Here is a 26,519-nt window from a genome sequence, read left to right as displayed (position 1 = left end):
TCATTGCGAGGCGGCCTCCAGCGCGGCCATCATCTCGTAGCAGGCGCCCATGGTGTGATAGTCGGTCTTGCCTGCTGGGCTTTTTTCATCGCTGTAGGCGCTGTTGTCGGGCCGACGAATTCGGTACCAGGCGCCATGGCGGTGGTCGACCATATGCGCCCAGGCATAGCGCCAGATGCGCTCGTATTCATTCCAGTAGTTGGCATCACCGGTCCGCAGTGCCAAGAGGCCGGCCGCGGCCAGGCTTTCGGCCTGCACCCAGAAGTACTTGTCGGCGTCGCAGACCGTGCCGTCGGGCGCGAAGCCGTAGACCAGGCCGCCATGCTGTTCGTCCCAGGCATGCCGCATCGCGGCATCAAACAAGGCGCGCGCGCGCGGCAATAACCAGCTTGCATCGCCGCTCAGGTGCGTGCGATGCCGCTCCAGCGTCAGCAGCAGCTTGGCCCATTCGCTCAAGTGGCCGGGCTGAATGCCCCAGGGCCTGAAAATATTGCTCTTGTCATCGCGGTTGTAGTCCCAGTCGATCTGCCAGTCGCTGCGGTAATGCTCCCAAATCAAACCATCCGCCAGCGCGGCCTGAACCACCGTGATGTTTTTAGCCACTTGCTCCGCGCGCAACAAGTAACGCGACTCGCCGGTGGCATCAAAGGCGGCGAGCAGCGCCTCGCAGGCATGCATATTGGCGTTCTGACCACGGTAGGGGTCGAGCCTGGTCCAGTCGGCGCTGGCCACATCGGCGTAGAGGCCCGCGTGCGGTTCCCAGAAGCGCGACTCCATCAAGTCCCAGGTCTCCTCCAGCCACGCCTTGGCCTGCGTTTCGCCCGCCATCAGCGCATGTGCGTAGGCCAGCATCACAAAGGCCAAGCCATAGCAATGGTTGTCGGCGTCCAGCGGCAACGCTTGGCCCCCTTGCCAGCGCAGGCACCAGAGATAGCCGCCGGTATCGGCCTGGCGATGAGCTTGACGCAAGAACTGCAAGCCGTGGCGCAGCTTGGCCAAATAATCGGCATCGCCAAAGTGCCGATAGGCCATGGCGTAGTTGAAAACAAAGCGGGTGCTGCTGACCAGGTGCCGGGTCTCGCGGTCATAGACCTCGCCCGCATCTTTGAAGAAATGGAAGAAGCCGGCGCTGGGGTCAACGCAGCGCGGATCGTAAAACGCGAGCATGTGCTGAACATGGGCCCGTAGAGCCGCGGGGTCACGGAAATCTGGAGCCTCAGGAACGCCCATGGTCGCTTCGTTCAGTTTGTGCATCGCTGAATTAGAAGACATAAGCGTCGCGCCGCGCAGGCTGGACACGCGAGACTTGCTCGGTCATGGCCTGAGCATTTCTAGGCCAGATCCAGCGCTTGCCGCGGTACCGAAGTCTCAAGGAGAGATCACTTCGCGCTCGGTGAGAATCAAGGTCAAGGGCTGATCATGTGGCTCGGCCGCGAAATGGCATTCGCTGAGCTGCCAGGCGATGCCGATGCTGGTGACGCCGGGGTGAGCAGCCAGCCAGCGGTCGTAGTAGCCGCCGCCATAGCCCAGGCGATAGCCCTCGCGGGTGAAGCCCACACAAGGGACCAAGACCACATCGGGCACCACCACCGCGCCGCTGCTGCTGGCGATGCCGCATTCATCCTGGACCGAGGGCTCCGTGCCATCCCAGCGACGGTAGTCCATGCGGCGGGGCGATTTGTACGCAAAGGGCAAGCTCCATTGCGCCGGGCCGGCGGCCATGTCTTCATCGCCATCCTCCTCTTCGGCGTCGAAATCCTCGCCAGGCTCGTGCAGCTCATGCACGACGGGGCTGTGGCCGGTCTCCAGCACAGGCTGCGACAAGGCCTGCACTGCGTTAAATTCACCCTCAAGCGGCCAGAACAGGCCCAAGCATTGCGGCTCCAGCTGTTTCAGCACCTCACGCAGATGGTGACCCAACGCCGCACTGGCGGCGTGGGCCGCGGGTGTGGCGAGCCAATCGGCACGCTGCGTCAGGAGTTGCTTGCGCAATGCGCCGCGTTCATGCGGCATGATGGGTGCTGATTGGCTTGGCATTTCGGACACGCGTCCCTTGATCGAGAAAGAGGATTGTTTTGGCAGTATATGAAGGAGTGGCCGGCCGGCGCGCCCTGGCTTGGATAGGCGCCATCAGTCTGAGTCTGAGTGCATTGCAGCCGATGCACGCGCAGGCTCAGGCACAAGCCATGCCCGTAGTCAGTCAAGCCGAGTTGATCACCGACGCACATGATGCGCAGCGCAAGAAAGACCGCAAGCGCTTGGCCGCACTGAACCAAGCCGCACAAGCACAGCGCCACCCTTTGGCGGCTTGGGTCGATTACTGGGACTTGGGGCTGCGCCTGTACGAAGTCAGCCAGCCGGAAGTGAATGCCTTCTATGCCCGCTGGCCGGGCAGCTATGTCGAAGACCGGCTTCGCAATGACTGGTTGCTGGAGTTGGGTCGGCGCCGGGATTGGGCGAATTTTTCGATCGACCATGCGCGCTACCAAATGCGCGATGACCGCGAGGTGGTCTGCTACGCCCTGATGGCCGAGCAAGCCGCCGGCCGCAATATCCGTGAGGCCGCACGCAGCGCTTGGCTGGCGCAGCGCGATGGCGACGAGGGCTGCAACACCCTGGCCCGCACCTTGTTTGAAGCGAAGCAGCTGAGCGTGGACGATGTCTGGCTGAAGCTGCGCTTGAGCATTGAGGCCATCAAGCCGCGCGCCGCCAAACAGGCGGCAGCCTTGCTCGGCAAGCAAGTGGAATTGCATCTGGCAGATATTCAAGACAACCCACTGCGCTATATGGCCCGCAAGGCCAAGACCGGTGGACGCACGCACAGCGAATTGGCCACGATCGGCCTGATGCGCATGGCCGCCGCCGATCCGGCCCAAGCCGCCGATCTTTTGGCCGGCCGCTGGGAGAAAGAACTGCCCACCGAATTGGCCGCCTGGACCTGGGCCCAAATCGGCCGTCAGTCGGCCTTCAAACTGCAGCCCGAAGCCAGCGACTACTTTGAACGCGCACTGAAACTGAGTCAAAAGCTCAAGAGCCCCATGGAGTGGAGCGACGACACCTTGGCCTGGGCCGCACGCTCGGCGCTGCGCAGCGGCCGCTGGCACCAAAGCCTGCGCGCGATGGATTTGATGAGCGCCAATGAACAGCGCGACGCCAGCTGGCAATACTGGCGCGCGCGTGCCTCGCTGGCCACGGCCGCCGACGGCGCGCCCGGTGAAGCGCTGCGGCAAGAGGCGCGCACCGCGCAACAGAACATCGTTTCACCGATGACCTTCTACGGCCGCCTGGCCGCCGAAGACTTGGGGCAAAACCTGACCCTGCCGCCCACGCCCAGCGCCCTGAGCAGCGCCGAACGCAAGCAGGCGCAAATGCACCCCGGCTTGAACAGCGCCCTGATGATGATCGCCATCGGCCTGCGCAACGAGGGCGTACGGGAATGGAACTACGCCCTGCGCGGCATGAGTGACCGGGAGTTACGCGCCGCCGCGCAAGAGGCCTGTGATCGCGAAATCTGGGACCGCTGCATCAACACCAGCGAACGCAGCAAGCTGGAGATTGATCTGGCCCAGCGCTTCCCCACGCCGCACCGGCAAGCCCTGCTGAATCAGTCGCGCGACACCGGCATTGACCCGGCCTATGTCTACGGTCTGATCCGACAAGAGTCTCGCTTCGTGATGGATGCGCGATCGCATGTGGGGGCCTCGGGCCTGATGCAAGTGATGCCGGCCACGGCACGCTGGACGGCCAAGAAGATCGGCGCCGAATTCAAGCCCGAGTTCATGACCGACCGCGACTTCAACATCCGCATCGGCACCAGCTACCTGAAACTGGTGCTGGATGATTTCGAAGGTTCGATGGCGATGGCCGCCGCGGCCTACAACGCCGGACCGGGCCGGCCCCGGCGTTGGCGCGAGGGCGCAACTTTGGACGCCGCCATCTGGGTCGAGAACGTGCCCTTCAACGAGACCCGCGACTACGTCAAAAAGGTGCTGAGCAATGCCACGCTGTACGGTCAACTATTGGGCCAAGACTCCAGCAAAGGACTGCGCAGCAGACTCGGCCGCAGCATCGGGCCGCGCGACAGCGCCGCGCCAACCGTCGGCACAACACCCGGAGACAATTCCTGATGAGTGATTTCGATCCGCGCATTCTGATTCTGGGCGGCAGCGGCTTCATCGGCCGCAGCCTGTGCGAACAATTGCTGCGCCAGTTTGGCGGCCGGGCGCGCATCACCGTGCCGACACGCCGCCTGACCCACGCCCAGGCCATCCAAGGCATGCCGGGGCTGACGGTGCTGGCCGCCGACGTGCACGACCCACAGCAACTCCAGGCCTTGCTGCAAGGGCAAGACATCGTCATCAACCTGATCGCAATTCTGCAAGGCTCGGAAGCGCAGTTTGAGCGCGCCCATGTGCAGCTACCGGCGACCTTGGCCAAGGCCTGCCAGGCCACCGGCGTGCGGCGCCTGATCCATGTCAGCGCCCTGGGTGTGCAAGCGGATGCGCCTTCGCGCTACCTGCGCTCCAAAACACGCGGCGAGGCAATCCTGAAGGAAGCCGGACTGGAACTGACGCTGTTGCGGCCCTCGGTCGTTTTCGGCGCCGCCGATCGTTTCGTCAATCTGTTCGCCAAGCTGCAAGCTTGGTTCCCGCTGATGCCCTTGGCCGGCGCCGCGGTACGCTTTCAACCGGTGTGGGTCGAAGACGTCGCCCAGGCCATCGTCGCTTGTGTGCAGGACAAAAACACGGCAGGTCAGACCATTGAATTGGCGGGGCCACAAGTACTGAGCCTGGGCGACATCGTGCGCCTGGCCGGTCAGTACTCTGGCCACGCGCGCCCGGTGCTGCCCTTGCCCGCCCCCATGGCCTGGGCGCAGGCGCTGATGATGGAATTGATGCCGGGCGAGCCAATGATGTCGCGCGACAACCTCGCCTCGATGCGCGTGCCCAATGTGGCCAGCGGTAGCTTGCCGGATCTGGAGTCGCTGGGGATCACGCCGCAAGCGATGTCCGCCGTGCTGCCGAGTTACCTCGGCGCAGAACAAGGCTGTGGGCGGCTTGAAAGCTGGCGCGCCAAGGCGGGGCGCTGATGCTGAAAGCGCATCAGTGGCGTGCAAATCTCTCACCCAAGCGCGCCCAGGAATGACCTAAGCTGAACGCCACGAATCACGCATCTCAGTCAGGATCATGACCATGAATAAGCTCTATATCGGCAACAAAAACTACTCCTCTTGGTCGATGCGCCCGTGGGTGCTGATGAAGGCCTTTGGCATCGCTTTCGAGGAAGTGAAGCTGCGTTTTGACTTCACGCCTGGGTCCTCCTTCTACCAAGCCATCGCACCGCTGACGCCGACCGGCAAGGTGCCGGTGCTGGTCGAAGCCGATGGCTTCTCCATATGGGATACCTTGGCCATTGCCGAGGCGATTGCCGACCAATATCCGGCGCATGCGATCTGGCCGCGAGACCGCCAGCAACGCGCACGGGCGCGCAGCCTGTGCGCCGAAATGCATGCCGGCTTTGGCAAGCTGCGCAGCCTGTGCCCCATGAATATCGACGCAGATTTGCGCGAACAAGGCGCCAAGATGCTGGCCGAGGAAGCGGGCTTGCGCGCCGACCTCGCCCGTATCGACGCGCTGTGGAGCGAGGCCGTCGCTGCCAGCAAGGGGCCCTTTTTGTTTGGGGAATTTGGCGCTGTCGACGCCTACTTTGCACCGGTGGTGATGCGCGTGACCCGTTATGGCTTGCCGCTCAGCGCCTCGGCTGCCGCCTATGCCAAGGCGGTGGAGCAGCATCCAGCCGTCGCCGCCTGGGTGGCTGATGCGATTGCGGAAAAAGACTTTCTAGACTTCGAAGAGCCCTACCGCAAATGCCCATGAGGCACTGACTACACGGCTGAAAAGCAAAGAGCGCCTGGGGAAACCCAACAGGCGCTCTTTTTGCATCCGGCTTAAGCCCGAGGCTCAGGCCATGCTTAAACCATGCTCAAACCAACTTGCGGCGGCGAACCATGAAGCCCACGGCACCCAGGCCCGCCAGCAACATGGCGTAGGTTTCGGGTTCAGGCACCGGTGCCAAGGTTGAAGTCAAGGTGTACATACCACCACTCAGGCCAGCCGCATCGCCAGTGACCTTGTAGTAATAATTGCCAGCGCTCAGCAGCACGCTATTTGTCGTGTTGCCCGAAAGACCGTTGAACAAAAACTCGGCCGAGACTTGCGAATCGGCAGCCGCACCAACGCCGCCAACCACACCATCGGTGCCCGCATTCCAAACGGAATATTTCCCGTTCAGAATATTCAACACAATGCCGTCGCCCAAGTTATTGGCAACGGCCGTACTCGAAACCGTGCTCGGACCCGGGTTGATTTCAAACAGGAAGTAATCGGTAAAAGAACCGATGGCGGAATTGAAGCCAATGCCGACTTCCAAATTGCCGTGTACACCCCAGTCGGTCGTAGCGGCCTGTGCTGCCACCGATCCCAGGCTCAAAGCCGCCAAAGCCAGCACCGATTTCAACTTATTCTTCACTGTCGTTTCCCCCTGTGTAGCTCAGCAATCACTGGCCGAGCTCAATGTAGAACTATCTGCCTGGACTTTAGCCGCATTCAAAGCACCTTGACCTCCCCCAGAATAAGGGGTTGGCCTAGCTTGGCCCTTGAATTTCAAGTTTTTTCTACTTTTTGCCTTCAATGGAACAATTTTTAGTTGGCGGTGCGGTGCGCGATGCCTTGCTCGGCATCACCGTCAAGGACCGCGACTGGGTAGTGGTCGGCGCAGACCCCGCGGCCATGCAAAGCGCCGGGTTCACACCGGTGGGCCGCGACTTCCCCGTTTTTTTGCATCCTCGCACCCACGAGGAATACGCCTTGGCTCGCACCGAGCGCAAGACCGCGCCGGGCTACCATGGCTTTGACTTTCAGGCCTCGCCGGATGTGACGCTGGAGCAAGACCTGGCTCGCCGCGACCTGACCATCAATGCCATGGCGCAAGACGAGCATGGGGCGATCACCGACCCCTACGGTGGCCAACGCGATTTGCAGGCCAAGGTCTTGCGCCATGTGTCGCCGGCATTTGCCGAAGACCCCGTGCGCATTCTGCGTCTGGCACGCTTTGCGGCGCGCTTCGCGGACTTCAGCGTCGCGTCGGAGACGATAGCCTTGATGCGCGAGATGGTGGCCGCCGGCGAAGTCGATGCACTGGTGGCCGAGCGCGTCTGGCAAGAGTTTGCGCGCGGCCTGATGGAGGCCCGCCCTTCACGAATGATTGAGGTGCTGCGCGATTGCGGCGCCTTGGCCAGGCTGGCGCCGGCCGTCGAGCGATTGTTCGGGGTGCCGCAGCCCGAGGCCCATCATCCCGAAATTGACACCGGGATCCACCTGCTGATGGTGCTGGATCAATGCGCGGCCCAGGGCGCCCCGCTGCCGGTTCGCTTCGCCTGCCTGTGCCACGACCTGGGCAAGGGGCTGACGCCCGCCGACGTCCTGCCACGCCATATTGGCCACGAAAGCCGCGGCCTGCCCTTGGTCAAACAACTCAGCGAGCGCTGGCGCGTCCCCACCGACTGCCGCGAACTGGCCGAGCTGGTGGCTCGCGAACATACCCATGTGCATCAAAGCCAAGGATTTGGCCCGGAGGCTCGCTTGCGTTTGCTGGAGCGCTGCGACGCCTGGAGGCGCCCCGAGCGTTTCGAGCAATTGCTGTGGGCTTGCGAATGCGATGCACGCGGGCGCCTCGGCCTTGAAGATCGCCCCTACCCACAACGGCAGTTGTTGCTGGAGGATCTGCGAACCTTGCTGGCGATCGACTTGGCCGCGGTCAGCGCGGCGGCCTTGGCCGAGGGCAAGACCGGGCCGGCCATCGGCCGCGCAGTGCAGGCCGCCCGCTTGGCGGCCCTGCAAGCTTTACAAGGTGTGTGAACGGTCGCCGCGGGCGAAGCCAAGAGCGTCGAAGCTATCACCGGCAGCGAAGCCGATGACCTTGAACAACTCGCCCATCTCATGTTCGGCGATCAGCTTGTGGGCCATCGCGCGTTCGGCCACGCCGGCCTGCGTCAACATGCTGGCCAAGCCGCAGTTCAGCAGGAAATTGGCCTGGCTGGTGTAACCCAGCACCTGCAAGCCCGCGTCCTGCCCGGCCAGGGCGATGCCGGTGAAGTTGACGTGCGCGGTGATGTCCTTCTGCCCCAGCAGGAGCAAGGGATCAGGGTCGGCCTTGTGCAAATGGTGGCACATCAGCGTGCCGCCACTGCGCTGCGGGTGGTAGTACTCGGCCTCGGGGAAGCCGTAGTCGATCAGAAAGATCGCGCCGCGCTGCAAGCGCGCCGCCAACGTGCGAACAAAGGCCTCGGCCTGCGCATGCGTCTCGGTGACCGTGCCCGGCGGGAACAGGGCGGACTCAGTCGCGGACTGCAAGGGCGGCCGCAACTCGGTCGGCCGATCAGCGAAGCACAACTGATCGTCCGGCCCCAAGGCCACACCACGCTCGGACCAAGTCTGGCCATCGAAACTGAGCAGCTGCACCGGCATCGCATCGAGCACCTCATTGCCAACGACGACGCCTTCGAAACGCTCGGGCAAGGCGTCCAGCCACTCGACCTTGTCGGCCCAAGGCGCCAGACGCTCGGCCTGCCGCTGACGCAAGGACCCAGACAAATCGACGATGCAGTAGCGGCTGATCCGCTCACCCAGCGCGGCCAGCAACTGCGCCGCCAGCGCGCCGGTGCCGGCACCAAACTCCCACAGCACATCGGTCTGCGTCGCCGCCAAGGCCTGCTCAAGCTGCACAGCCAACGCACGGCCAAACAAGGGCGACAGTTCCGGGGCGGTGACAAAGTCGGAGCCGCTTTGCGGCATCAGCCCGAATTTCTGCCGCTGATTGCTGTAGTAACCCAGGCCAGGCGCGTACAGCGCCAGCGCCATGAACTGGTCAAAACCCAGGCAGCCGCCGGCCTCGGCGATGCGGCGTCGCACCAAGTCATCCAAGGCCGAGCGGGCCGGCACGGCATCGTCATTCATTGCAACTGTCATTCCAACTCTGGCCGGATTTCTTGCGGCCACGCGCCACGCTGCGCCAGCCAATGCTCAAACGCAAGGGCCGACATCGGCTCGCCGATCAACTCACCCTGCAGCCCGCCGCAACCCCATTGCGTCAGCAAGGCGCGCTGCGCTTCGGTCCGCACCCCTTCGGCGCTGACCTTGAGGCCCAGGCCGGCCGCCATCTGGATGATGGCGCGCGTGATCGCGGCCGAACCGCTGTCCGCGGGCAGGCCGGCCACAAAGCTTTGGTCGATCTTGAGCTTGTCCAGCGGCAATCGATTCAAATGGGCCAGCGAGGTGTAGCCAGTGCCGAAATCGTCGACCGACACGGTCAGCCCCAATGCGCGCAGCGCCGCCAAGGTCAGAGGTGCGCTGGCGATCTCGTCCATCAGCATGCGCTCGGTCAACTCCAACTCCAGCCATGCGCCCGGCACGCCCAAGTCCTTCAAGACCCGGGCCACCATATCGCCAAAGCCTTCCAACCTGAACTGCATGCGCGACAGGTTGACGGCGATCGGTACCTGCGCAATGCCGTGCTGATGCCAGGCGCGCGCCTGCAGGGCCGAGGCCCGCATCACCCAAGCGCCCAGGTCCAGCATCAAGCGGTGGCGTTCGGCCACGTCGATGAAAGCGTCAGGGCCCAACAGCCCGCGCTGCGGATGCTGCCAACGCAGCAAGGCCTCGGCTCCGATCAAGGCGCCGCTTTGAGCGTCGACCTGCGGCTGGAAGAACAGCACAAACTCGTCGCGTTCGAGAGCCTGGGCGAGCTGGCTTTCGAGCACCAGATCGGCGTAAGCATGTTCAGCCAAGGAGGGTTCGTAGAAGCGGAAGCCCGCGCGCCCGGCCGCCTTGGCCTGGTACATCGCCATGTCGGCATGCTGCATCAATTCCTCAACCCGGCCTCCATGCTCGGGGTACAGGCTCACGCCAATCGAGGGCGTGACCGTCAACAAGCAGCCATCCGCCATCACCGGTACTTCCACCACGGCGAGCAGGGCCATCAGCACCGCCATCACATCGCTGCGCTCATACACATCGCCGAGCAGCACGACGAACTCATCGCCGCCAAAGCGAGCCACCAGATCGGTGGAGCGCAGGCAATCGCTGATGCGCTCGGCCACCGTTATCAGGACCTTGTCGCCCTCCATATGGCCGAGCGAATCATTGACCCGTTTGAAGTTATCAAGGTCGATGAAGAGCAGCGCCAGCTTGCGCTCTTGTTGTGCGGCTGCCTGCATCAGGCTGGCCGCTTGCTCGATGAAGGCACTGCGGTTGAGCAGCCCCGTCAAATCGTCGTGATGAGCCAGATGCTCGATGCGAGCCTGTGCGGCGACCCGGTCGCGGATGTCGCGCACGATGGTCATGCGCAGTCGTTCGCCGCCACGCTCCAGCGTGCGTACGATGAACTCAACCGGTATGACGCTGCCGTCCCTGTGCAACACCGCGGTTTCGTAACGCAGTTCCCGGCCCGCCTCCATCACCGCGCGCACCTTGCTACGTTCAGACTCGGCCACAAAGTCCAAGGCCTGACGCCCCAATATCTCATTCAGCTGATAGCCCACCAAGGCGCACATGGGCGGATTGGCATCGGTGATGGCACCGTCCTTGTGGAACAGAATGCCCTCCGCCGACGCCTGCATGAATTTCTCCATGCGCGTTTCGGTGTCTTGAGCGGCCTGATGCGCCAGACGCAGCTGCGTGACATCGGCAATCTGCACCAAGCAAGCCGCCGGCTGACCTGCGGAGTCCATTTGCGGCGTCAGCGTGATTTGGCTGCAGCGCTTGTTGCCCTGCGCATCCACCAACTCTCGTTCATACCGCACCACTTGACGGCGCTGCAGCACCAAGTCGATCTGAGGCTGTATCAGCGCAGTCGCCTCGGGGCCAATCACTTCACCGAAGGTCAAGCCCAGCACCGAACGCTCGTCAAAGCCAAAGGTCTGCGCATACTCGCGGTTAGCAAACAAGCAACGAAAACTGTGCGCGTCGTAAAGCGCAATCAAGGCCGGCATATTGTCGGCCACCATGCGCAGCTGTTCGGTCGCCTGCGGCGCAGCAAGAGGCTGCCACATGCACACATGGGCCGAGGCCTTGGCGTCCCAGCGCCCACACAGGCGCCCAGCGCGTGGAGCGGACAGCGTCAACTCAAAATCAGCCGCTTGAAGCAAGGCTTGCACGAGCGCCGGTGCCATGGGTTCGGCGGCAAAGCTCGCACCCACCTCGCCCAAGCCCAAGCCGCACCAAGCAGGATTGGCCTGCAACACCCGCCCTTGCCGATCGAGCAGAGCCAGCGCCGCGGGCAACAACTGCCAATCGAAGGCCGGGGTCACACTGACAAGCTCGTTACTCATGCGCGCCCCGATCCTGCAGGCTTTGCCGAGCCAGGCAGAGATCCGCCCAGGCGCGCGCCTTTTCGGCCGGATTGCGCAGCAAATAGCTGGGCGGGAAACTGACGATGACCGGAATCTGTTGATAGCGGTGAACTCGTCCGCGCAAACGCCCCAGCGCCTCTTGCGTATGCAACAAGGACTGCACCGCCATACGCCCCAAGGCCAGAATCACGCGCGGCTGCACCAGCTCGATCTGGCGCTGCAGATAGGGTTCACATTGCAGCAACTCATGGGCGCCGGGGTTGCGTCCGGGCGTGGGCCGGCACTTCAGCGCGTTGACGATGGCCACCTGCCCGGCCGACTCGGCCGGATCCAGACCCACCGCCCGCAGCATATTGCCCAATAGCTGCCCGGCTTGGCCACCAAAGGGCTGACCCTCGCCAACTTCTTGCTCACCCGGCGCATCGCCGACCACCAACCAAGGCGCTTGCGGCTGGCCACGGCCGAACACGGCATCGCTGGCGGCACGCCGACCTTCGCACAGCATGCAGGCGCGGCAGTCGCCGACGCTGTGGCGCAAAGTCAGCCAATCCATCGCCGCGATGGCCGGCAGCCGTTCAGCATCAAGGCCCTCTTGCATCTGCGGCGCAGTCGCAGGTGCAGGCGCCGTCGAAGCTCGACGTAACTCGGGTGGCAGGGCTTGCACCACACTCACCGGGCTCGGGCTGTCCGCGCTATTCGCGGCGTGCGCCATGTGCTCATTCGAGTCCTCATGCGCGGCCATGACGGGCGTCGCCGGGGCAGCCTCAACGGCGGTGGTCAGCGCCGCTTGATCGAGCGACGACTCCAAAAGCGCAGACTCTCCGACAGGCCGCTCCCAGACGCGCAAGCCCATCGCCGCGAGCATGCCGCGTTGACGTTCGTCCCAGCTCACAGCGGCACCGCCAGACTCATCAAGCAGGCGTCCTCGCGCGGCCCCTGTAGGACCGGGTAGTAGCCACGCCGCAGGCCGACCTCGGAGAAACCGTATTGTTTATAGACATGCCGGGCGCGCTGATTGCTCACCCGCACCTCCAGCCACAGTTGCGGACAGGCCTGCTCAGCGCAGATGCGGCACAAGGCATCCAACATCTGACGCGCCAATCCCTGGCCCTGACATTCAGCGGCCACGGAAATGTTCAAGAGATGCATTTCCTCGAAGCCCTTCATCGCGAGAAAGTAGCCCAGCAAGGGCGTACGGGTATCGCGCAGGGAAGGCGCTTGGCGCAGCACGAAGGCCTGGTAACCGGCCGCCATCGAGTCAATGAAATTGCCCTCCGTCCACGGCAAGGCATAGACGGCGCGCTCGATGGCCAGCACCTCGGCGAGATCGGCGGCCCTCATCGGATGCAAGCGCGCCGCTGCACCGGGCCGCTCGAACGGGGCGTTCAGCAATGCGCTCATGGTGCAGTCGCCTGCTGCTTGAGTGCCAATCGTTCGGCGGTGGTTTGCGCCACCTTGTCGCGCACGTACACCGGCATGGCTTCGGCCGCATCGAGCAGCGCACCAGCCGCCCAGCGCTGCGCGGCCAACGCCGCCAAGGCCGCGGCTCGCGATTGGCTGCGCGGCCAGGTTCGGCGCTCCGTGGCCTGCGGCTGCAACTGCTCGGCAAACACGGCCAAGGCCGAACCGCAAACGGCGGACGGCTGGCCCCAATGCGCCAACAAGGCCTCGGGTGTGTAGAGCGCGGGGGCTTGCTCGGTCTGCCATTGCCCGGCCGCCCAGCGGTAGGCGGCGGCGTAAATCTCACCCATGCGGGCATCCATCGCCACCCACATCAGCCCCTCGAAGTCTGATCCCGCTTGTTGGCGCGCATCCTCGGCCACCAACATCAAGCTGTCGACCGCCAGCACCGGTTTGCCGGCGCCAAATGCCAGGCCCTGCACCACGGCGCAAGCCGCTCGCAGGCCGGTAAAAGCACCCGGTCCACTGCCAAAGGCAATCGCATCCACGTCCGCCAGCTTCAAGCCCGCTTGAGCCAGCAAGGCCAGCGCCTCCGGCACCAGGCGCGACGATGCCTGCGGCCCGCCTTCGGCCTCGAACAGCCAGCGGCCCGCCGGGCTTGTCAGGGCCAAGGCCATTGTTTCGGTCGAGCTATCCAGGGCCAGCAATACGGTCATCGGCGAAGTGTAGCTTTGGGGGCAGTTCAGCGGCTTTCGGCACGCGCTGAACACAGATGAAAAAGCCCGGCCGCTGGGCGACCGGGCTGAGCGAGATGAGGGCTCGCGCCGACTGACAAATCAGAACGGGTTGTTGTACACCCGGCTGTAAGCCATGATGCCGAGTTGATTCTGCGCAGCCGGGCTGAGCAAGCTATCGGTTGCCCACATATAGTTCTTCCAGGCATCGCTTGCAGTGGCAGCCGTGGTCAAAGTCTTGGGCGTGCAGTCAGTGGCCGCCACGGTGGGCAGACAAGCCGCATCGGCCCAATTGCCAAATTGCTGAAACCTGACCCATTTTTGGGTTTCGACCTCGGTGTCCACCAAGCCGATGAATCGACCATCGTTGAGGATGGTGATGCGCATCTCGATATTGAAAGCATGGGTCAAGTCGCTGAGTACTTTGGCCCGGCCGGCGTTGAGCTTGTCATCCGCCAAGGCCTTGGGGCTCAGGCCCAGATCGGGCACCGTCAGCAAGATCGTCCGGCCATTGGCATCGGCCAGGCGATTGACTTGGCGACCCAATTCCACGCCCAAGGCGCGCGCTTCAGCCATCAGAGAATCTTGTGACTGCGCAGGGAACTTGGCGTACAGCGCCCACAAATCATTGGCGCCGACCAGCACCGTCAACAGATCCTTGGGGCCGATCGTGCCGCCGGCCTGGTGCGCGTCGATTTGCTTCTTGAAATCGGCAACCTTGGCGCCCGCTTTGGCATACATGAGGTTGCTTGGCGAGGCCACTTTGTCGGGGTTGCACTCGGCAAACACCAAGCGATAGCTCGCCGCCAAATACTGATTCCAGTTCGGGTTGTTCTGGCATTCCAGAGCACCGGTGGTGGTATTCAAAGCATTGATCGAGTGCTTCTTACCGTCCGTGTTGATGACGCTGGACTCATCACCAAAACTGATCATGCGAGTTGGGGCAAAGGGCTCAATCTGCTGAGTCCCACCGCCGCAGCCGGCCAACACAGCGCCAAAGGCCAAAGACACCATCAAAACCCGGCCATAGCGACCTGCGCCACGCTGAATACGCTTCATGAACACTCCATCCCAGAAAACTCGCACCATCATTCAAAAGCTGCGGCGGCACGCGACAGGCGATCCCTGACACCGTCCCACTCGCTCGCCGCGGGCGGCGACTCGACCCAAATCTCGCGCGCGCCCGCCGCATCCAACTCACGCAGCACCGTAAACAACTGCTGCGCGGCCGCCAAGGCATCCACCGGCATGGCCCGCGACAAGGCCGGCAAACCGAGGCCCTCGGTGCGGCAATATACCGCCAGCCCCTCGGGTCTCGGGCCGGCCAGCGCCGCGAGCAGCTGTTCGGTGCTCAATAAACGCACCGTCGCATGCGGCGCATAGTGGGCCGCCAAGGTACCGGAGGCCCGCGGCGCGGCCGCATCGGGCGCCAGCAAAGGCGTGCCGATGGCGGCCTCAATCTGCGCCACCGTCAACACGCCGGGCCGCAGCAGCACGGCCTGACCCCGGCTGCAATCAACGATGCTGGACTCGATGCCCACCTCGCAGTCGCCGCCGTCCAAGACCAGCAAAGCGGCATCAAACTCGTCCACCACATGCGCAGCCTGAGTCGGGCTGACGCGGCCAAAACGGTTCGCACTCGGCGCCGCGACGCCGCGCACCCCTTGTTGCCGAGCCGCTGCCAGCAAGGCGCGGGCGACAGGGTGCGCCGGGCAACGCAGGCCGATGCTGGACTGGCCTCCGGCGGACGCCGCAGCAATACCGTCGGCGCGCGGCACGATCACCGTCAGCGGACCCGGCCAGAAAGCCGTCATCAAGCGCCGAGCCACCTCAGGCAACTCGGCCGCAAAGTAGGCTGCGTCCTCCGCGTCCAGCACATGCACGATCAAAGGGTGATCGGCTGGCCGACCCTTGGCCGCGAAGATCTTGGCCACGGCAGCGTCATCATCGGCACGGGCACCCAGGCCGTAGACCGTCTCGGTCGGCAAGGCCACCAATTCACCGGCGGCCAAGGCGCGCGCGGCCGTGGCGATGGCCTGAGGATCGTTGCCGTTCAAAAGCATGGTCAGAACCTTCTGCTCACCACGCGGTCGGCAGACCCAGCAGGGCCGCCGCTTGGCGTGCCAGGGCCTCGGCCTGCTCGGCCGTGGCAGCAGTGATGTTCAGATGGCCCATCTTGCGGCCGACGCGGGCGCTGCTCTTGCCGTACAGATGCAAATGCGTGCCCGCCAGGGCCAAGACCTCGTCCCAAGGCGGTATGCGCTCGACGCCTTGGGCGTCAAACCACAAGTCACCCAGCAGGTTCAACATCACGGTCGGTGAATGCAGACGAGGCTGACGCAGCGGCAGGCCAGCCATGGCGCGCACCTGCAGATCAAACTGCGACACGTCGCAGGCATTCATTGTGTAATGCCCCGAGTTGTGCGGGCGCGGAGCCATCTCATTGACGATCAAGCGGCCGTCTTGCAGCACAAAGAACTCGACACAGAGCACGCCGACGTAGTTCATCGAGGCGGCGATGCGGGCGGCCGAGGCCTGGGCTTCGGCCTGCAAAGCCTCAGACACTGCCGGCGCTGGCACCTGGGTGACGGCCAAAATGCCGTCGATATGCAGGTTTTGCTGCACCGGGAACTGCACGATCTCGCCCTGGGCATTGCGGGCGCTGATGACCGACAACTCCAGCGCCAGCGGCAGCATTTGCTCGAGCACGCAGTCGACCTGTTTCAACTCGGCCCAGGCCGCTGCCAACTCGGCACGGCTACGCACACGCACTTGGCCTTTGCCGTCATAGCCCATGCGGGTGGTTTTCAAAATGCCAGGCAGCAGGTCATCGCCGACGGCCTGCAGGGCCGCCTCGCTATTGATCACCGCATAGGGCGCGCAAGCCACGCCGCTGGCGGCGAAATGCGCCTTCTCGGCGGCGCGGTCTTGGCAGATGGCCACGGCCGAACCGGCCGGCGCGACCACACGGCTTTGCGCCAAACGCTCCAGCGCCTGGGCCGGCACGTTTTCAAATTCGGTGGTAATTGCCTCGCACTGCGCGCTCAGCGCTTGCAGGCCGGCTTCGTCCAGATAGCCGCTTTGCACATGGCCATGGGCCACTAGGCCGGCCGGGCTGTCGGCATCGGGGTCCAGCACCACGGTGCGGTAGCCCAGACTTTGGGCGGCATGGACAAACATGCGGCCGAGTTGGCCGCCACCCATCACGCCCAGCGTGGCTTCGCCCGGCAGCAAGGTCTTGCCGGCCATCAGACCAGATCCTTGCTCATGGCCCGCGCCACTTCGGTTTGGCGGGCGCGGAAGGCTTGCAGCTTGTCGCGCAGAGCGGCGTCGTGATTGGCCAGCATGGCCACGGCGAACAGCGCCGCATTGCCGGCGCCGGCCGTGCCGATGGCGAAGGTGGCGACCGGAATGCCCTTGGGCATCTGGACGATGGAGTGCAGCGAATCCACACCTTGCAGATGACGGCTGGCCACCGGTACACCCAGCACCGGCACCACTGTTTTAGCGGCCAGCATGCCCGGCAGATGCGCGGCGCCGCCTGCACCCGCGATGATGGCCTGCAGGCCACGACCGGCCGCGCTTTCCGCATAGGCGAACATATCGTCCGGCATGCGGTGGGCCGACACCACCTGGGTCTCATAGGCGATGCCGAACTCGGCGAGAATGTCGGCGGCGTGCTTCATGGTTTCCCAGTCACTGCTGGAACCCATCACCACGCCAATCAGGGGAGTTGCTGTCTTCATGGAGGTGCCCGGCAGAATCTGCACGGCTCGCTTCGTCAAAGGCTGGAAAGCCTTGAATTGTAGGCGGCCAGGGCCATCTGCCCCTGCTCACCCTCCGTTGACCCCAAAGTTCGGCTCGCCATGATCGACATCACGCTACAAAACTTCGAATCTGAACTCATCACCGGCTCCATGCAGCAGCCGGTGTTGCTGGACATCTGGGCGCCCTGGTGCGGCCCCTGCCGCACCCTGGGCCCGATGCTGGAAAAGCTGGAAGAAGCCTACGCCGGCCGCTTCACCCTGGCCAAGCTCAATAGCGACGAAGTGCCCGAGATCGCCACCCAGCTGAGCCAGATGTTTGGCGTGCGCAGCATCCCGTTTTGCGTGATGTTTGTCGGCGGTCAGCCGGTCGACGGTTTCGTCGGCGCGGTGCCGGAAGCGCAGATCCGCGAGTTTCTGGACAAACATGTGCCGCCCGGTGAGGTCTTAGCGGCCCAGGAAGACGTGGCCGAAGCGGAAGCGCTGCTGGCCGATGGCGATCTGGAAACTGCCCTGGGCAAGCTGCAACAAGCACTGGAAAGCGACCCCGCCAACGAGGTCGCCCGCTTTGACTATGTGAAGGCCTTGCTGGAGCTGGGTCTGCTCGGCGAGGCCCAAGAGGCTTTTGCACCGGTGGCCGCCAAGGCGGCCGACACCATCACCCCGCATGCACGTTTTGCCGCACTGGCGCACTGGTTAGCTGCTTGCGAGAGAGCGGCGGCCGGTATTGATGCGCCCGCCTTGCAAGCGGCCATCGAGGCCAATAAGCGCGACTTCGACGCCCGCTTCGCTCTCGCCCAGGGCCTGATGGCGGAGCAACGTTTCACCGATGCCATGGACGCGCTGCTGGAAATCATCATGCGCGACAAAACGTGGAACCAAGAACTGGCCCGCAAAACCTATGTGGCCATCTTGGAATTGCTGAGCAAGCCTGCGCCCAAGCCGGCGGCGACCGAAGCGAAGGCCAAGGGTGCTTTGGAGTTGGCCGGTCAGGCGGTAGCCGTGGCGCGCGACCCGCTGCTGGACCAGTACCGCCGCAAGCTCAGCATGGCCTTGAACTAAGGTCGACAGCGAAGCTCAGGGCTCACGCCCTGAGCGCATTCAGACGGGCCGCAAGGCGGCTTGCTGCAAGGCCTGCGCCCACTGCGCCTGCTCGGCGCGGAACTGCTGCCACAGCGCCTGGGCCTGTGTCGCATGCTGGTCCGCCTTGTCGGCATGACCCAGCAGGTGGTAAACCTGGGCCAAGCGGCTGTGCGAGATGGCCCGGTCGTCCACATCGCACTGCTCTTGCAACTCCAACTCGGCCTCTTGCGCCTGCAAGAGCGCTGGCTCGGTCTGCCCGAGCTTGCTGCGGCACCAGGCCATATCGGCCAGCAAGCTGCTGCCCAAGCGGGCCAAACCGGCCGACACCGTCTGCGGCAGGTGCGCCTCGTACAAGGCCAGCGCCTGCGCGAACTCCCCCTCCACAACCAGGATCTGAGCCCGCAAAACCGGCGTCAAATCCGGTTTGACCGAGCCGCCGACGGCGGCGTCGTAGTGGGTGATCGAATCGGCCCCGAGCAACAAGCCCTGCCCCTGTCCCGTTGAGTCGGACCAGACGGCCTCGCGGCGCAGTTGGGCGGCGCGCATCTCGGCCATGTTGTACATCAGCGCCGACACCGAGGCATCGTCGCCTTCGGCCTGCGCATGCGCGCGCGCCTTGGCATACCAGCCGCGCGCGAGCTCATGCTGGGCCGCAAAGTCATGGGCCAAACCCATCACCGTACACAAGCGATAACGGGCACCATGGTCATTCGCAAGGGCGATCTGATCGCATGCCAGGGCATGGCTCAGCATGGCCTCGGGCTCATGTCTGACATAGGCCAGCTGCGCCAACCAGGCCGAACACAGGGCATCCAACTCAGCCAGACCGGCGCCGGAGGCCATCAGTCGCGCGTGCGAGATCTTCTCCTTGGCCGCGCTGCTGAAGTCGGTGTAGTAACTCATCAGGCCCTCGGCAAAGTGCAGCCAGGCGCCCAACTCCGGGTGAGGATGCTGGAAGGACTGCAGATGCAAGGCCGTCAGCTGCTCACGCGCCTTGCTCATTTGCCCATGGCGGGCGATCAGCAAGGCTCTTTTAACCTTGAGCACCGCCTGATGGGTCAGTGCAGAAGCCGCCGCAATATCGGCATCCAGCCGCTTCAGCAGACGGCTTTTGATGCTCATGCCTGGGTCAGGCGCTGCAGAGCTTCCCGATACTTGGCTGCGGTGTTGGCAATCACCGAGTCCGGCAGAGCCGGCGCCGGTGCGGTCTTGCCCCAGGGCTTGCCGTCCACCAGGGCTTGCTCCAGCCAGTCGCGCACGAATTGCTTGTCATAGCTGGGCGGGTTGATGCCGACGGCATAGCTTTCCACCGGCCAGTAGCGCGAGGAGTCGGGCGTCAGCACCTCGTCCATCAGCGTCAGCGTGCCATCGGCATCGAGGCCGAACTCGAACTTGGTGTCGGCGATGATGATGCCCTTGGTCAGGGCGAAATCGGCGGCGCGCTTGTAGAGCTGGATCGAGATGTCGCGCACACGAGTCGCCAGATCCAGGCCGATGATGTCGACCATGCGGTCAAAGGAGATGTTCTCGTCGTGGTCACCCATCTCGGCCTTGGTGGCCGGGGTGAAGATGGGCTCGGGCAGCTTGGAGGCGTTTTGCAGGCCGGCCGGCAACTGCACGCCGCAGACCTGGCCATTGTTCTTGTACTCGGCCCAGCCGCTGCCGGCCAGATAGCCGCGCACCACGGCCTCAACGGGCAAGGGCTTCAGGCGCTTGACCAGCATCGAGCGATCCTTGACCTGGGCCTTCTCATCGGCCGTGCTGACGACCGACAGCGGGTCATCGCCGGTCAGATGATTCGGCACGATGCCGGTCAGCTTGTCGAACCAGAACAAGGCCATCTGCGTCAGCAGCGCGCCCTTGCCCGGAATCGGCTCGCCCATGATGACGTCAAAGGCCGACAGGCGATCGCTGGCGATCATCAGGATGCGATCCTCACCAACGGCATAGTTTTCACGCACCTTGCCACGGGCGATCAGGGGCAAGGAGGTCAGCGAGGAGTTGAGCAGTGCAGCGGTCATAGCGAGGTATCCGACGAGGAGGCAGGATTTTAGGCGGGATTCCCGGCCCCAACCAGCGCGATCTCAGGCCTTGGCGGGCGAAGAAGGCGCGGCGGCGGCTTGAAACAGGGCGTCAATCTGCGTGTAACGGGCGCGGCGCTGCGCCTCGTCGAGCCCAAAGCAGGCCTCAAAGCTATTGCACAACAAGGCCCAGGCGTGGCGTGCGCTCAGGCCGGCATCGGCCTCAAAGCAGCGCAGCAGGTTGTCATTCAGGTAGCCGCCAAAATAGGCCGGGTCATCCGAATTGACCATCGCACACAGGCCTGCATCGAGCAAGGCCCGCAGCGGGTGTTCGGCCAAGGACTTCACCACGCAGAGTTTCAGATTCGACAGCGGGCACACGGTCAGCGGCACCCGCTCGGCCGCCAGTCTTTGCAGCAGCGTCGCATCCTCCAGGCAGCGCACGCCGTGGTCGATGCGCTCGGCCCGCAGCGTATCGAGCGCGCCACGGATGTAGTCGGGCGGCCCTTCCTCACCGGCATGCGCCACGCAGTGCAAGCCCAACTCGCGGGCGCGCGCAAAGACGCGGGCGAAGCGCTCTGGTGGGTTGTCTTGCTCGGCGCTGTCCAGCCCCACGCCGATGAAACGGTCCCGCCAAGGCAGGGCCGCATCCAGCGTGGCCAAGGCATCCTTCTCGCTCAGATGCCGCAAAAAGCACAGGATCAAAACGGCCCGCAAGCCCAATTCGGCCTGCGCGCGAGCGCAAGCCCGGTGCAGGCCCTCGATCACTGCCTGCATCGGCACGCCACGGCTGGTGTGGGTCTGCGGGTCAAAGAAAATCTCCGCGTGCACCACCCCATCGGCCGCCGCCCGCTGCAGATAGGCCCAGGCCAGATCGAAGAAGTCCTCTTCGGTCAGCAAGACCCCGGCGCCGGCGTAGTAGACGTCTAGAAAGCTCTGCAAATCGGTGAAGGCGTAGGCCGCGCGCAAGGCCTCCACCGTGGGATAACCCAGCTTGACCCGGTTGCGCTGAGCCAGCGCGAAGATCAACTCCGGCTCCAGCGTGCCTTCGATGTGCACATGCAGCTCGGCCTTAGGAGCAAGGCGCAGCAAGTCGAGCAAGGCCGGGCGCGCGATCGCATCGAAATCAATCGACGCGACCTCACTGCCCAATCGGGCGATGCCGGTGGAGCGGCGGGCGCCCGAGCTGTCTTGACCGTTGTCCATCGTCGCTCCCTTGCAAACAGGGGTCAGGCCTTGCTTGCCAAGCAAGGCCTCCGAGGCTTACTTCGCGTTGGGCAGTTTGCTGTCCACGCCCTTGACGTAGAAATTGATGCCGGAGAGGAATTTATCGTCCGCCACCTCGTCCTTCTTCAGCAATTCCTTGCCGTCTTGGCCGACGATGGGACCCTTCCAGATGGCGAAGCTGCCGTCCTTCAGGCCGGCCTTGATCTTGTCGATCTGGGCGCGGGTCTCGGCAGGCACCGATTCGGCCACCGACACCATATCGATGGCGCCTTCCTTCACGCCCCACCAGGCGTGCTTGCCCGGGCCGGCGGCCCACTTGCCGTCCAGCGCTTCACGCACCGCGGCGATGTAGTACGGCGCCCAGTTGATCACCGCCGAGCCCAGGTGGGCCTTGGGGCCATAGGCGGTCATGTCGGAGTCCCAGCCGAAGGCGTACTTGCCGTTCTTCTCGGCGGTTTGCAGCACCGCGCTGGAGTCGGTGTTTTGCATCAGCACGTCAGCGCCGCCATTGATCAGCGTCTGGGCGGCTTCGGTTTCTTGTGGGGGATCGAACCACTTGTTCACCCACACCACCTTCACCACCACCTTGGGGTTGATGCTTTGCGCGCCCAGGGTGAAGCTGTTGATATTGCGGATCACCTCAGGGATTGGAATGGAACCGACCACACCCAGCGTGCCACTCTTGCTCATCTTGCCGGCGATCACGCCAGCCATATAGGCGCCTTCATAGGTGCGCGAGTCATAGGTGCGCTGATTTGCCGCCTGCTTGTAGCCGGTGGCGTGCTCGAACTTCACATCGGCATGATCCGCCGCCACTTTGAGCATGGACTCGCCATAGCCAAAGGTGGTGCCGAAGATCAGCTTGTTGCCGGTGCTGACCATGTCGCGGAAGACCCGCTCGGCATCGGCGGCTTCAGGCACTTTCTCGACGAAACTGGTGACGACCTTGTCGCCGAATTCTTTTTCCACCGCCTTGCGGGCGTTGTCGTGGGCGAAAGTCCAGCCACCATCGCCCACCGGGCCGACATAGGCAAAGGCGATCTTCAGCGGCTCGGCCTTGGCCGAAGCGCCACTGGCTGGTGCGCTGGCTGCAGGGGCCGCAGCCTCTTCGGTCTTTTTGCCGCAGCCCACCAGCGCCGCAGCCGCAGCCACGGCGGTCAAAGAAGCCAGTTTCAAAAGCAGATGTCGCTTGTTCATAGACTTTCTCTCCAATCAAGAATCATGAGCCAGGGAAAAAAGGTTTGCCCAGCGAGGCCGGCATATTGGCGCGAATGAAGGCCGCCTTGCTGGAGATGAGCACCAAGACCAAGATGGTGGCCAGATAGGGCAGCATGCTGAGGAACTGACTGGGAATCTGCACGCCCTGCCCCTGCAGATGGAACTGCAACATGGTGACAAAGCCGAACAGATAAGCACCGAGCAAAATGCGCGCCGGCCGCCAGGTGGCAAAAGTAGTCAAGGCCAGCGCGATCCAGCCCTTGCCGGCAATCATGCCCTCGACCCACAGCGGCGTATAGATCACCGACACATAAGCCCCGGCCAGTCCGCACAAAGCCCCGCCGGCCACCACGGCGGCCAGGCGGATCTTGCGCACCGGATAACCGAGCGCATGCGCAGACTCTGGCGACTCACCCACCGCCCGCAGCACCAGGCCGGCGCGCGAGCGATACAAAAACCAAGCCAGCAAAGCGGTCAGTGCAATCGCCCCGTACACCAGCGGGTGCTGCTTGAAAAAGGCCGGTCCCACAAAAGGCAGATCGGCCAGCCAGGGCAGCTCATAACTGCTGCGCGGGCTCAGCTTCTCCTGGGTGTAGCGGATGCCGACAAAGGCCGAAAAGCCGGTGCCAAACAGGCTCAGCGCCAGGCCCGCCGCGTACTGGTTGGTGTTGAGCCAAATCACCAGCAGGCCGAACAGGGCCGACAAGAGCGCGCCCGCCACCATGCCGGCCACAAAGGCCAAGGTGTCGCTGCCGGTATGAACCGCGGTAGCAAAACCGGCCACGGCTGCCACCAGCATCAGCCCTTCCGCGCCCAGGTTCACGATGCCGGCGCGTTCATTGATCAACAAGCCCAAGGCCGCCAAGGCCAGCAAGGTGCCGGCATTCATCGAGGCCGCGATCAGCGGTGCAATGCTTTCCATGCTCAAAGCCCTGGGGTGGCCGCGCCAGGTGCGGCAATGCGCCGCACGCGGTAGTGAATCAAGGTGTCGCAGGCCAGCAGCGAAAACAGCAGCAGCCCCTGGAACACGCCGGTGATGGACTTGGGCAGACCCATGCGCGACTGCGCCAACTCCCCGCCGATGTAGAACATGCTCATCAAGACCGAGGACAGCACAATGCCCGCCGGATGCAGCCGCCCGACAAAGGCGACGATGATGGCCGCAAACCCATAGCCCGCCGGCACATAAGGCGTCAGCTGACCCAGCGGCCCGGCCACTTCCAGCGCGCCCGCCAAGCCGGCCATGGCGCCCGACAGCAGCAAGGCCGTCCACAACGCCCGCTCTGAAGAAAAGCCTGCATAGCGCGCCGCCGCCGGCGCCAGCCCGCCCACCTGCAGCGAAAAGCCCAGGTAGGAGCGGAACAGCAGCACCCAGCAAGCCAGGGCCGAGCCCAGCGCGATCAAGACGCCGATGTTCAGCCGCGAACCCTCGAACAAGCGCGGGATCTTGGTCACCGGCAGGAAGCTGATGCTCTGCGGGAAGTTGAAGCCGGCCGGGTCTTTCCAGGGGCCGTAAACCAAATAAGCCAGCAAGAGATCGGCCACATAGACCAGCATCAGGCTGACCAAAATTTCATTGGCATTGAAGCGCGCCCGCAGCAGCGCGGTGATGCCGGCCCAGGCCATGCCGCCCAGCACCCCGGCGGCCAAGATCGCGGGCACCATCACCCCGGCAGTGCTGGTGGCATCGGCCTGCATCGCCACCCAGCCGGCCGCCAAGGCGCCGACGATGAACTGCCCTTCGGCCCCGATGTTCCAGACATTGGCACGAAAGCAAACCGCCAAACCCAGCGCAATCAAAAGCAAGGGCGTGGCCTTCAATCCCAGTTCGCTCCAGCCTTGCAGGCTGCGAATCGGCTCCCAGAAAAACATTTGCAGACCGCGCAGCGGGTCTTTGCCCAGCAGCAAAAACAAGCCCAGACCCAGCAGCACCGTCAGGCCCAGCGCCAGCAGCGGCGAGGCCAAGCCCATCAGCCGCGAGGGTTGCGGGCGCGGCTCAAGCTTGAACATCGGCCGCTCCTTCTGCGCTGAGCGCCGGGGCGGCGCTGGGCGAGCTTTGCCACAGGCCGCTCATCCACTCGCCAATCAAAGACCGGCTGGCCTCGCTCACCGACACCGAGGGGGACAGGCGCCCTTGCGCCATCACCACCAGGCGATCACTGATCTCAAACAATTCGTCCAACTCCTCACTCAGCACCAGCACGGCGCAGCCGGCCGCACTGAGCTGCAACAACTCGGCGCGAATCTGCGCCGCCGCGCCCACATCCACGCCCCAGGTCGGCTGGGCAATGATCAGCACCTTGGGCCCGGCATCGATCTCGCGGCCGACGATGAACTTCTGCAAATTGCCGCCCGAGAGGCTGCGCGCCGCCGCCCCGGCGCCGCCGGCGCGCACCTGAAAGCGCGCAATCAGTCGCTCGGCCAGATGTTGAACCCGGCGCTGATGCAGCCAACCGAAAGTGCCCAGCGAGCCCTGCGGCCCCCGCTCGGTGCGGGTCAGCAAGGTGTTTTGCGCCAGCGACAAGCTGGGCACCGCGCCGCGCCCGAGACGCTCTTCCGGCACAAAGTGAAGCCCCAGCTTGCGCCGCCGGCTCGGGCCGCTGCGCGCGATGTCTTGCCCGAAGAGCTGCACCGCGCCGGCCTGAGCACGGCGATCCTCGCCGCTGAGCGCGGCCAGCAACTCTTGTTGGCCGTTGCCCGAGACACCGGCCACGCCAACAATCTCGCCGCCATGCAGGTCCAGGTCGATGTCCACCAAGGTCGTGCCAAAGGGCTGAGCCTTGGCCAGACTGAGCCGGCGCAGGCTCAGCGCCAAAGGGCCGGGCCGGCGCGGCTGGCGCTGCACTGACGGCGGCTCGGCGCCGATCATCAGGCGCGAAAGCTCCGCACTGCTTTGCGTGCGCGGGTCCACCTCGCCGCTGACGCGCCCGCTGCGCAAGACGGTGCAGTGATCGCAGAGCGCACGGATCTCGTCGAGTTTGTGGCTGATATACAAAATCGAGCAGCCCTGCGCCGCCAACTGCCGCAGGGTGACGAAGAGCTTGTCCACCGCGCGCGGGGTCAGCACCGAGGTGGGCTCGTCCAGGATCAAGAGCTTGGGCTCGGTCATCAAGGCGCGCAGGATCTCCACCCGTTGGCGCTCGCCCACCGAGAGGCTGTGCACCGGGCGCTGCGGGTCGACCTCCAGGCCATAGGTCTGGGCCAGCGTCTCGATGCGCTGGGTCACCTCGGCCAAGCCCATGCTTTTGTCCAGGCCCAGCCAGACGTTCTCGGCCGCGGTCAGCGTGTCAAACAGCGAGAAATGCTGATAGACCATGCTGATGCCCAAGGCCCGGGCCTGGGCGGGCGACTTGATGGTCACCGGCTGGCCCATCCACTGCATGCGACCGGCATCGGGCTGCACCGCGCCGTAAATGATCTTCATCAGCGTGGACTTGCCGGCGCCGTTTTCGCCCAACACCGCATGAATCTGGCCCGGAGCCACCGTCAGGTCAATGGCGTCATTCGCCCGCACCGCGGGGTATTGCTTGCTGATGCCGAAAAGTTGCAGGCGGGCTGGGCTCATGAAGAAGGCAAGAGGTCGGGCGACAAGTTCAAACGCAAGTATCCGGGCAAATCAGCCTGGACCCTAGCGCCAAGAATCGATGGGAAGGCAGGACAAACC

At 64.2% G+C, this 26,519-nt stretch carries 24 protein-coding genes; 5 read left to right on the top strand and 19 right to left on the bottom strand.

Going from position 1 to position 26,519, the window contains the following annotated elements; genetic code table 11:
* Entirely contained in the window at positions 1-1,272 is a 1,272-nt protein-coding gene (locus tag WG899_RS17765; RefSeq protein ID WP_444718867.1) for an AGE family epimerase/isomerase, read from the bottom strand.
* A gap of 96 nt (positions 1,273-1,368) precedes the next feature.
* On the bottom strand, positions 1,369-2,013 hold the full coding sequence (locus tag WG899_RS17760; RefSeq protein ID WP_339596990.1) for a 5-formyltetrahydrofolate cyclo-ligase: 645 nt from the start codon (positions 2,011-2,013) through the stop codon (positions 1,369-1,371).
* A gap of 146 nt (positions 2,014-2,159) precedes the next feature.
* Between WG899_RS17760 and WG899_RS17755 the strand changes: the two genes are divergently transcribed.
* The 3 genes from WG899_RS17755 to WG899_RS17745 all read left to right on the top strand — a co-directional run bounded on the left by WG899_RS17755 (position 2,160) and on the right by WG899_RS17745 (position 5,876).
* Positions 2,160-4,127 (top strand): lytic transglycosylase domain-containing protein, encoded by a 1,968-nt coding sequence (locus WG899_RS17755; protein WP_444718870.1) that lies wholly within the window; start codon positions 2,160-2,162, stop codon positions 4,125-4,127.
* Positions 4,127-5,089, top strand: coding sequence for a complex I NDUFA9 subunit family protein (locus WG899_RS17750; RefSeq protein WP_339596988.1), 963 nt, complete (start codon positions 4,127-4,129; stop codon positions 5,087-5,089). The genes WG899_RS17755 and WG899_RS17750 overlap by 1 nt, the downstream gene beginning before the upstream one ends.
* 103 nt (positions 5,090-5,192) lie before the next feature.
* The gene (locus tag WG899_RS17745; RefSeq protein WP_339596987.1) at positions 5,193-5,876 is read left to right on the top strand and encodes a glutathione S-transferase; all 684 of its coding nucleotides are present in this window, start codon (positions 5,193-5,195) and stop codon (positions 5,874-5,876) included.
* Between the two features lie 106 nt (positions 5,877-5,982).
* Here WG899_RS17745 and WG899_RS17740 read toward each other — a convergent pair whose 3' ends face one another.
* Positions 5,983-6,528 carry an FxDxF family PEP-CTERM protein gene (locus tag WG899_RS17740; RefSeq protein ID WP_339596986.1) on the bottom strand — a complete coding sequence of 182 codons (546 nt, stop codon included), beginning with the start codon at positions 6,526-6,528 and terminating at the stop codon, positions 5,983-5,985.
* A gap of 161 nt (positions 6,529-6,689) precedes the next feature.
* Between WG899_RS17740 and WG899_RS17735 the strand changes: the two genes are divergently transcribed.
* Positions 6,690-7,916 (top strand): multifunctional CCA addition/repair protein, encoded by a 1,227-nt coding sequence (locus WG899_RS17735; protein ID WP_339596985.1) that lies wholly within the window; start codon positions 6,690-6,692, stop codon positions 7,914-7,916.
* Here WG899_RS17735 and WG899_RS17730 read toward each other — a convergent pair.
* From WG899_RS17730 to purE, 9 genes are all read right to left on the bottom strand, one after another.
* Positions 7,902-9,014 carry a class I SAM-dependent methyltransferase gene (locus WG899_RS17730; RefSeq protein WP_339596984.1) on the bottom strand — a complete coding sequence of 371 codons (1,113 nt, stop codon included), beginning with the start codon at positions 9,012-9,014 and terminating at the stop codon, positions 7,902-7,904. The genes WG899_RS17735 and WG899_RS17730 overlap by 15 nt on opposite strands.
* An 8-nt stretch (positions 9,015-9,022) precedes the next feature.
* Complete coding sequence (locus WG899_RS17725; RefSeq protein WP_339596983.1) at positions 9,023-11,386, bottom strand: putative bifunctional diguanylate cyclase/phosphodiesterase; 2,364 nt, start codon at positions 11,384-11,386, stop codon at positions 9,023-9,025.
* Positions 11,379-12,299, bottom strand: a complete 921-nt coding sequence (locus WG899_RS17720) for a uracil-DNA glycosylase (RefSeq protein WP_339596982.1) — start codon at positions 12,297-12,299, stop codon at positions 11,379-11,381. The genes WG899_RS17725 and WG899_RS17720 overlap by 8 nt, the downstream gene beginning before the upstream one ends.
* Entirely contained in the window at positions 12,296-12,808 is a 513-nt protein-coding gene (gene rimI / locus WG899_RS17715; RefSeq protein ID WP_339596981.1) for a ribosomal protein S18-alanine N-acetyltransferase, read from the bottom strand. Before rimI ends, WG899_RS17720 begins: the two co-directional genes overlap by 4 nt.
* Positions 12,805-13,524 (bottom strand): tRNA (adenosine(37)-N6)-threonylcarbamoyltransferase complex dimerization subunit type 1 TsaB, encoded by a 720-nt coding sequence (tsaB, locus tag WG899_RS17710; protein ID WP_339596980.1) that lies wholly within the window; start codon positions 13,522-13,524, stop codon positions 12,805-12,807. Before tsaB ends, rimI begins: the two co-directional genes overlap by 4 nt.
* Before the next feature lie 120 nt (positions 13,525-13,644).
* Positions 13,645-14,601 (bottom strand): esterase, encoded by a 957-nt coding sequence (locus WG899_RS17705; RefSeq protein ID WP_339596979.1) that lies wholly within the window; start codon positions 14,599-14,601, stop codon positions 13,645-13,647.
* 29 nt (positions 14,602-14,630) lie between these two features.
* Positions 14,631-15,605: an L-threonylcarbamoyladenylate synthase gene (locus WG899_RS17700; protein WP_339596978.1), complete on the bottom strand. Its 975-nt coding sequence runs from the start codon at positions 15,603-15,605 to the stop codon at positions 14,631-14,633.
* Positions 15,606-15,621: 16 nt separating this feature from the next.
* A complete protein-coding gene (locus tag WG899_RS17695; protein WP_339596977.1) occupies positions 15,622-16,791 on the bottom strand; it encodes a 5-(carboxyamino)imidazole ribonucleotide synthase in 1,170 nt (389 codons plus the stop codon).
* On the bottom strand, positions 16,791-17,288 hold the full coding sequence (gene purE / locus WG899_RS17690) for a 5-(carboxyamino)imidazole ribonucleotide mutase (protein WP_339596976.1): 498 nt from the start codon (positions 17,286-17,288) through the stop codon (positions 16,791-16,793). Before purE ends, WG899_RS17695 begins: the two co-directional genes overlap by 1 nt.
* A gap of 120 nt (positions 17,289-17,408) precedes the next feature.
* Between purE and WG899_RS17685 the strand changes: the two genes are divergently transcribed.
* A complete protein-coding gene (locus tag WG899_RS17685) occupies positions 17,409-18,368 on the top strand; it encodes a tetratricopeptide repeat protein (RefSeq protein ID WP_339596975.1) in 960 nt (319 codons plus the stop codon).
* 39 nt (positions 18,369-18,407) lie between these two features.
* On the opposite strand, the gene WG899_RS17680 is transcribed toward WG899_RS17685, so the two are convergent.
* The 7 genes from WG899_RS17680 to WG899_RS17650 all read right to left on the bottom strand — a co-directional run bounded on the left by WG899_RS17680 (position 18,408) and on the right by WG899_RS17650 (position 26,420).
* Positions 18,408-19,511 carry a hypothetical protein gene (locus tag WG899_RS17680; RefSeq protein WP_339596974.1) on the bottom strand — a complete coding sequence of 368 codons (1,104 nt, stop codon included), beginning with the start codon at positions 19,509-19,511 and terminating at the stop codon, positions 18,408-18,410.
* Positions 19,508-20,410 (bottom strand): phosphoribosylaminoimidazolesuccinocarboxamide synthase, encoded by a 903-nt coding sequence (locus WG899_RS17675; protein ID WP_339596973.1) that lies wholly within the window; start codon positions 20,408-20,410, stop codon positions 19,508-19,510. The genes WG899_RS17680 and WG899_RS17675 overlap by 4 nt, the downstream gene beginning before the upstream one ends.
* A gap of 63 nt (positions 20,411-20,473) precedes the next feature.
* A complete protein-coding gene (locus tag WG899_RS17670; RefSeq protein WP_339596972.1) occupies positions 20,474-21,616 on the bottom strand; it encodes an adenosine deaminase in 1,143 nt (380 codons plus the stop codon).
* Between the two features lie 57 nt (positions 21,617-21,673).
* Entirely contained in the window at positions 21,674-22,834 is a 1,161-nt protein-coding gene (locus tag WG899_RS17665) for a BMP family ABC transporter substrate-binding protein (protein WP_339596971.1), read from the bottom strand.
* 22 nt (positions 22,835-22,856) lie between these two features.
* Positions 22,857-23,777 carry an ABC transporter permease gene (locus tag WG899_RS17660; RefSeq protein WP_339596970.1) on the bottom strand — a complete coding sequence of 307 codons (921 nt, stop codon included), beginning with the start codon at positions 23,775-23,777 and terminating at the stop codon, positions 22,857-22,859.
* 2 nt (positions 23,778-23,779) lie between these two features.
* Positions 23,780-24,865, bottom strand: coding sequence for an ABC transporter permease (locus WG899_RS17655; protein WP_339596969.1), 1,086 nt, complete (start codon positions 24,863-24,865; stop codon positions 23,780-23,782).
* Positions 24,852-26,420: an ABC transporter ATP-binding protein gene (locus tag WG899_RS17650; protein WP_339596968.1), complete on the bottom strand. Its 1,569-nt coding sequence runs from the start codon at positions 26,418-26,420 to the stop codon at positions 24,852-24,854. The genes WG899_RS17655 and WG899_RS17650 overlap by 14 nt, the downstream gene beginning before the upstream one ends.
* Positions 26,421-26,519: the final 99 nt, after the last annotated feature.

Origin of the sequence: Paucibacter hankyongi (genome assembly GCF_037482915.1) — a bacterium.
Classification (GTDB): domain Bacteria; phylum Pseudomonadota; class Gammaproteobacteria; order Burkholderiales; family Burkholderiaceae_C; genus Paucibacter_A; species Paucibacter_A hankyongi.
The sequence above is the reverse complement of the archived record's forward strand: the minus strand, read 5'-3'. Positions and strand labels throughout refer to the sequence as shown.